10 protein-coding genes and 1 other RNA gene are annotated in these 6314 nt (G+C 40.1%); 5 read left to right on the top strand and 6 right to left on the bottom strand.

Going from position 1 to position 6314, the window contains the following annotated elements; genetic code table 11:
• Positions 1–96: 96 nt before the first annotated feature.
• The 4 genes from Q4D72_RS07925 (at position 97) to Q4D72_RS07910 (ending at position 1392) form a co-directional block, all read left to right on the top strand.
• Entirely contained in the window at positions 97–375 is a 279-nt protein-coding gene (locus Q4D72_RS07925; RefSeq protein ID WP_303077264.1) for a hypothetical protein, read from the top strand.
• Positions 372–713, top strand: coding sequence for a sigma factor-like helix-turn-helix DNA-binding protein (locus tag Q4D72_RS07920; RefSeq protein ID WP_303077263.1), 342 nt, complete (start codon positions 372–374; stop codon positions 711–713). The genes Q4D72_RS07925 and Q4D72_RS07920 overlap by 4 nt, the downstream gene beginning before the upstream one ends.
• A gap of 98 nt (positions 714–811) precedes the next feature.
• On the top strand, positions 812–1078 hold the full coding sequence (locus Q4D72_RS07915; protein WP_303077261.1) for a hypothetical protein: 267 nt from the start codon (positions 812–814) through the stop codon (positions 1076–1078).
• Positions 1075–1392: a hypothetical protein gene (locus Q4D72_RS07910; protein WP_303077260.1), complete on the top strand. Its 318-nt coding sequence runs from the start codon at positions 1075–1077 to the stop codon at positions 1390–1392. Before Q4D72_RS07915 ends, Q4D72_RS07910 begins: the two co-directional genes overlap by 4 nt.
• A gap of 276 nt (positions 1393–1668) precedes the next feature.
• On the opposite strand, the gene ssrA is transcribed toward Q4D72_RS07910, so the two are convergent.
• Both ssrA and atpG read right to left on the bottom strand, forming a co-directional pair.
• Positions 1669–2071: a transfer-messenger RNA gene (gene ssrA, locus Q4D72_RS07905) on the bottom strand.
• A 99-nt stretch (positions 2072–2170) separates the two neighbouring features.
• Entirely contained in the window at positions 2171–3028 is an 858-nt protein-coding gene (gene atpG / locus Q4D72_RS07900) for an ATP synthase F1 subunit gamma (RefSeq protein WP_303077258.1), read from the bottom strand.
• Positions 3029–3087: 59 nt separating this feature from the next.
• Between atpG and Q4D72_RS07895 the strand changes: the two genes are divergently transcribed.
• A complete protein-coding gene (locus Q4D72_RS07895) occupies positions 3088–3285 on the top strand; it encodes a hypothetical protein (RefSeq protein ID WP_303077257.1) in 198 nt (65 codons plus the stop codon).
• A gap of 1 nt (position 3286) precedes the next feature.
• Here Q4D72_RS07895 and Q4D72_RS07890 read toward each other — a convergent pair whose 3' ends face one another.
• From Q4D72_RS07890 to Q4D72_RS07875, 4 genes are all read right to left on the bottom strand, one after another.
• Positions 3287–3511 carry a hypothetical protein gene (locus Q4D72_RS07890; RefSeq protein ID WP_303077256.1) on the bottom strand — a complete coding sequence of 75 codons (225 nt, stop codon included), beginning with the start codon at positions 3509–3511 and terminating at the stop codon, positions 3287–3289.
• Between the two features lie 105 nt (positions 3512–3616).
• Positions 3617–5197, bottom strand: a complete 1581-nt coding sequence (atpA, locus tag Q4D72_RS07885) for a F0F1 ATP synthase subunit alpha (protein WP_303077255.1) — start codon at positions 5195–5197, stop codon at positions 3617–3619.
• A gap of 66 nt (positions 5198–5263) precedes the next feature.
• Positions 5264–5815: an ATP synthase F1 subunit delta gene (atpH, locus tag Q4D72_RS07880; protein ID WP_303077253.1), complete on the bottom strand. Its 552-nt coding sequence runs from the start codon at positions 5813–5815 to the stop codon at positions 5264–5266.
• 6 nt (positions 5816–5821) lie between these two features.
• Positions 5822–6313 (bottom strand): F0F1 ATP synthase subunit B, encoded by a 492-nt coding sequence (locus tag Q4D72_RS07875; RefSeq protein ID WP_303077251.1) that lies wholly within the window; start codon positions 6311–6313, stop codon positions 5822–5824.
• Between the last annotated feature and the right edge of the window lies 1 nt (position 6314).

Genomic DNA, 6314 nt, shown 5'->3' with positions numbered 1-6314 from the left:
TACCCCCAACCCGAAAAAACGGGAGCGAAATAATTTTAACAAGTTGGCGGGCAAAAAATTTAATACGAAAAATAACCAATTTAAACAATATACCCAATGGCATACAATAGAAAAAATTTATTAGTAAAAATGATTGAAGTACAAGAGATAACCTATTTTCAAAAACATAAAATAGGCTTGAACTTACAAGAAATTTATTTCAAAATCATAGAATGCAGGTATTTTATTTGTTATCGGACGTTTCACGAATACATAGGAACGCCCGCAAAAAAACAATTAAAAGCCCTTGTTACAGAAAAAGAGTTTGAAAAACTAATGAAAGAGATAAAAGAAAGAATATCAGAGTATTTAATTAAAAAACCGTTGAATATATGAACACATTAAACAAATGGCACGAAATGAACGAAGCCGAACCCGAAAAACAGTATTTCAAAGCCCGAACCCATAACAAAGAAACGTACAGAAAAGCCGTACAGCTACACATACAGGGTTTTAATAACAAGCAAATAGCCCACCAGTTGGGCGTAACGGAGCAAACCGTTGGCGTATGGATAAAGAAAGCCAAAGCCGATATTTTAGTAATTGAAAAAAACATATCACGCCTACACGCCCATATTGGGGAACTAATAACCCAAAACGCCCCCGCAAAGGAAATAAATATGCTTGTTTCAGTACTGGAAAAGTACCAAAAAATTAGCTTTGGCGTTTTCTAATGATAACACCCGAACGCCCCGAAATAACGCAAATAAAAGGCTGAAAAGCGGTTTTTATGCATTTCTGTTAAATTGGTGTTTCATTTTTGAACGAAAAAATGAAGATATTTTTTGACATAAGCCGAAAAATAAACATTAGCCCGCCCAAAAAACAACGTTTCAGAACCATTTTTTTAACCGAAAAACGCCAATTTTCAGAAAAAAGCGTATATTTGCAATTCCAAAATATCCATTACATAGATAGAAATAAAGATTTTGCCCGTGTGGTATGGTGGCGGTGCGCGAAAGCCCCGCAAACGCAATGGATGGCGTTGGAACACCTAAACCGTACGGGTATATATTTTTCCAAAACATCCAAAAAATGAGTACAAAAAATGTAACATTGCAAGAGCTATTAAAAAAGTTAAACGCCGTAAAACAAACGCAAACAGGCAATTACACAACCATTAATTTAGACGGCGACTATCCGTATTACAGCCTAATTAATTCAGTAGGCAGTCTTATAAATACCGCCGTTGGAGCGTTATATTACAAAGTAGAAAGCGACCAAGAAATTAACGCCAAAGAAATAGTAAACATTCACAGTATTATAGATGTTTTGAAGATAGCTGAACAAATAACGTTTAGTATGTACGATGAAGCCGATGTACTGGATACGCTTCACACAATGAAAGAATAAAGGCAGTTGTTAAGTGTTCTTAACAACTGAAAAGAGAAAAGCCGTGTATTAAATTACACGGCTTTTTGTATTCAAAATATTTTAGTACAACGGCAGGCGTTTGCCTTTATGAAGTACGGGGCAAAGGTAGTAAAAAAGTCCGACCCGCCAAACACATTTTTACGCTTCAAAAAAAACCTAAAAAATCGTTGTTTGGTTTTTGGTTGTACAACGGTTGTACAAATTAACAAAACAAAAAGGATAACTATTTATAAATTAAATAATTATCCTTTTTAGTTGTGGAGTCGGAGAGAATCGAACTCTCGTCCAAATAAGCAATTCAAATGCTTTCTACATACTTAGTTTTTGTTTGATTTTCGTCGGATTGCTGACCAAAAACCGCCCACAACCCGCTTAGTTTCCTAAAATTGGAATTTTCGGCGGAAACGTACCTCCAATTCAATGTTGACTTTTATGGTGCCTCTGTACGAACCGCCGTCAACAAGGGCTTTTCAGAGACATCTCGCTTCCCTACCTTGTAGAGACTTAGCCAGAAATCTTACTAAACTTCAGATTAGGCAGCAAGAGCGTAGTTATTCTCGCCATTTAAAAAGTTTGAAATAGAGATTAACGAGCATTAATTTCATAGCTCGGTATGCTTACATTTCAATTCGACTTACTGTCAAAACCGGTCGACCCCAAATGTCCGGCAAAAGTACAACCTTTTTTTGAATATGCAAAAAAGGGAATTGAATCAATTCCCTTTTTACAATAAATATTTATTGTTATGAAAAAGATTTTACGCCAATGCTTCGGCACCACCCACGATTTCGAGAATTTCGCCCGTGATGGCTGCCTGACGTGCCTTATTGTAAGTCAGTTTGAGTTGGTTACGCAACTCATTGGCATTGTCGGTGGCTTTGTGCATTGCCGTCATTCGTGCCCCGTGTTCAGAAGCGACAGAATCACGCAAGGCTTTGAAAATCTGCGTTTTTAATGAACGCGGAATGAGTTCTTTCACGATTTCTTCTTTCGAGGGTTCGTACAGATAATCCGTTGCCGATTGCACCTCTTCGTTTTCTATCGCTTGGATAGGCAAGAATGTTTCCTCTGTAACTATCTGTGTAGCAGCATTCTTAAAACTATTGTACACCAACACGATTTTATCAAACTGCCCCGAAGTGTACAATTCCATCAACTCGGAAGCCAATTCGGCAGCCGCCGCGTAGGTCAAATCGTCAAAAATATGCGTTTCGTATTTGAAAACCTTATCGGTTTTTTTCAAAATGTCATTTCCTTTCTTGCCGACCGTATAAAACTGAACGTTCAAGTTTCGGTATTTGCCTTCTTCCAACTCCAACGCCTTTTTAACGATATTGGAATTGAACGCCCCGCAAAGTCCTCTGTTGGAAGTTATCGGAACAATCAATACATTCTTAATTTCCTCATTGCGTTCGTTGTAGATACTATCATTACCCAAAGCGGAACTGAGTTGCTCCAACAATTGTTTTAGTTTGTAAGCATAGGGTTTCATCGCGATGATGGCATCTTGGGCTTTTTTGAGTTTTGCCGCCGATACCATTTTCATCGCTCCCGTAATCTGCATCGTAGAGCTTACCGATGAAATCCTGCTTCGTATTTCTTTTAAATTTGCCATAAATGAATGACTAAATTGTTTATTTTTGTTAGTTATTTTCTTGTTGTTCTTTTCCTTAGATGAAAAGAACCAAAAATCAAGGCTTTGGATACTCCACTAAAAATCAGATGAATTCCGCTGAAAATTTCCAAACTCGCTTCGCTCAAACAGTGGAAATTTTCCACGCTACATTCATTGATTTTCTTAACGTTTCGTCTCCAATGCCGTTTATCAACACTCAAAATCAAAGTTCTTCAAAGCGATACAAAAAACTATGATTTAATTATATTTTATATAACTTTCTGCCTTTTTACGAACTTCCAAATTGGATTTTAACAATCCTCTATCGGCTTGCTCAATCCCTCTTTTGATGGATTCAGTTTGTGGTTGTGAGAACTCCGCCGAAGCTGTTTGTTCCTTCTCATACGGAACACCCATCTTCTTTAAAATTTCCTCTATAAAGAAACTCTCTTCCACCGATGTTGGTTTTACTATAATATTCATAACCAATTATTTAAAAATCCGTAAAAGTTATTTGCAAAGAATTTGCCGAACTTTAAGCTAAAAATCAATCTTTGCCAAATGTTGCACTTGGCAAAGATGATGACATTATTTTGCGTACTTTTCTGCGATTTCTTTGGCTACTTTTTCAAGCGTTCCAGTGATTTCATCTGTGAGTTGCCCTGCTTTAAGTCCGTCCAAAACATTGCGGTGTTGCAGGTTCAAGAATTCCAAATATTCTTTTTCAAATTCTTTTACCTTATTTACAGGCACTTGACGAAGCAAGTTTTTCGACCCCACATAGATAATTGCAATCTGATTTTCAACCGTATATGGGTCGTTTTGTGATTGCTTCAAAATCTCCACGTTGCGCTTTCCTTTTTCGATAACGTTCATTGTGGCAGCATCTAAGTCTGAACCGAATTTCGCAAACGCCTCTAACTCACGATATTGTGCTTGGTCGAGTTTCAACGTTCCCGCTACTTTTTTCATCGATTTGATTTGAGCCGAACCTCCTACACGCGATACCGAAATACCCACGTTGATAGCAGGACGCACGCCCGAGTTAAACAAATCAGACTCCAAGAAAATCTGTCCGTCCGTAATTGAAATCACGTTGGTTGGAATATATGCCGAAACGTCTCCCGCTTGCGTTTCAATAATCGGAAGTGCCGTAAGTGACCCGCCTCCTTTTACCAAATGCTTGATGCTTTCCGGTAAGTCATTCATTTTCTTAGCGATGCTATCATCAGCGATTACCTTTGCAGCTCTTTCAAGCAAACGTGAATGCAGGTAGAAAACGTCCCCGGGGTACGCCTCACGTCCGGGTGGACGACGAAGCAACAATGACACCTCACGATACGCCACCGCTTGTTTTGACAAATCATCATAAACAATCAAAGCCGGACGACCCGTATCACGGAAAAACTCTCCAATGGCAGCCCCCGCAAACGGAGCATACACCTGCATTGGTGCCGGATCAGAAGCGTTTGCCGCTACGATGGTAGTGTAAGCCAACGCCCCGTGGTCTTCCAACGTTTTGGCAATGGCAGCCACCGTTGAGGCTTTCTGTCCGATAGCCACATATATGCAGTACACAGGTTTTCCTGCGTCGTAAAATTCTTTTTGGTTCAGAATGGTGTCGATACAAACCGTAGTTTTTCCCGTTTGGCGGTCTCCAATCACCAACTCACGTTGCCCGCGTCCGATAGGAATCATCGCATCAACGGATTTGATTCCCGTTTGCAATGGTTCGTTTACCGGCTGACGGAAGATAACCCCCGGTGCTTTACGCTCCAACGGCATTTCGTACAACTGACCCGTGATAGGTCCTTTTCCGTCAATGGGATTTCCGAGCGTATCAACCACACGCCCCACGATGCCGTCACCCACTTTGATAGAGGCAATTAGCCCCGTTCTTTTTACGGTATCGCCTTCTTTGATGTCGGTCGAAGCCCCCAAAAGGGTGATACCTACGTTATCTTCTTCGAGGTTCAACACGATTCCTTGCAAACCGTTGTCGAACTGCACTAATTCTCCGTATTGGGCATTTGACAAACCGAAGATACGGGCAATACCGTCACCCACCTGCAACACCGTCCCCACTTCTTCAAGCGAGGCTGCTACGTCAAAATTGCCTAATTGTTCTTTTAAAATTGCTGAAATTTCAGCCGCTTTTATTTCTGCCATTTTAGTTATATTTGTGTTTATGTCTGTGTCAAACAGCTATATTATTTTATCTTTATTTCCAATTACTTACACGAACAAATTTTCTTTAAAATTGCGTTCGATGGTTGCCAATTTATGGGCTACGCTGGCATTGTATTGAGCATCACCCACACGGAGGATAAACCCGCCGATGATGTTAGGGTCTATCTTATTTTTAAGTTCGATATTGGCATTGCCCGTAAGTTCGCCCACCTTTTGCAACACTTGTGTTTTGAGCTGGTCAGTAAGCGGAACTGCCGTGGTTACGTAAGCCGTTTTGTTGTTTTTGTGTTCGTTGTAATAGGCGATGAACTTCTGGGCTACCAAATTAATGATGGGAAGCCTTTTGTTCTGTTCCAACAATTTAAACAGATGTTGCGTTTCGGTGGAAAGGTTGGTAAAAACTTTGTTTAAAACATTTCGCTTTACGGAAACTTTCACCACCGGCGATGCCAACAATCGGTTTAAATCCTTGTGTTCTTCTATGGTTTTGTGTATCAATTGCATATCTTGGAACACCTTTTCAAGCGAATGGCTTTGTAGGGAATGCTCCAAGAGTGCTTTTGCATATCTGCCCGCTGCTCTAAATCCTTCGTACATAATCAATTAGTTTAAAGTAGCTTGTTTTAAATAATCGTTGATGAGCGTGGCTTGTTTTTGTTGGTCGGCAAGCTCGTCTTTCATCACTTTTCGGGCAATGTCCACCGATAGGGTAGCCACTTTTTCTTTAAGTTGTGCCACTGCCATTTTTTTCTCGGCATCGATGCTTTGTTTGGCTTGCTCAATGAGTTTTTGCCCTTCTTTTTGAGCTTCTTCTTTGGCTTCGGCTACGATTTTGTCTTTGAGTTCTTTGGCTTCTTTTAGCATTTGGTCACGCTCAGCACGGGCTTCGGCAAGCAATCGCTCGTTATCGGCTTTTAGGTTTGCCATTTGTTTGCGTGCTTCTTCGGCGGCTTCAAGCGCGTTATTGATAGAATCCTCACGTTGTTTTACCGCCGAAAGGATAGGTTTCCAAGCGTATTTGGACAATAAAAAGAGTAGAACGACAAAGATTAATGTCGCCCAAAACAAAAAACTTTCAGGATGTGTAACGTTCATT

This window comes from Capnocytophaga sp. (assembly GCF_030532915.1).
Lineage (GTDB): Bacteria > Bacteroidota > Bacteroidia > Flavobacteriales > Flavobacteriaceae > Capnocytophaga.
Note: the sequence above shows the minus strand (reverse complement) of the source record. Positions and strands in the feature narration are given on the sequence as shown.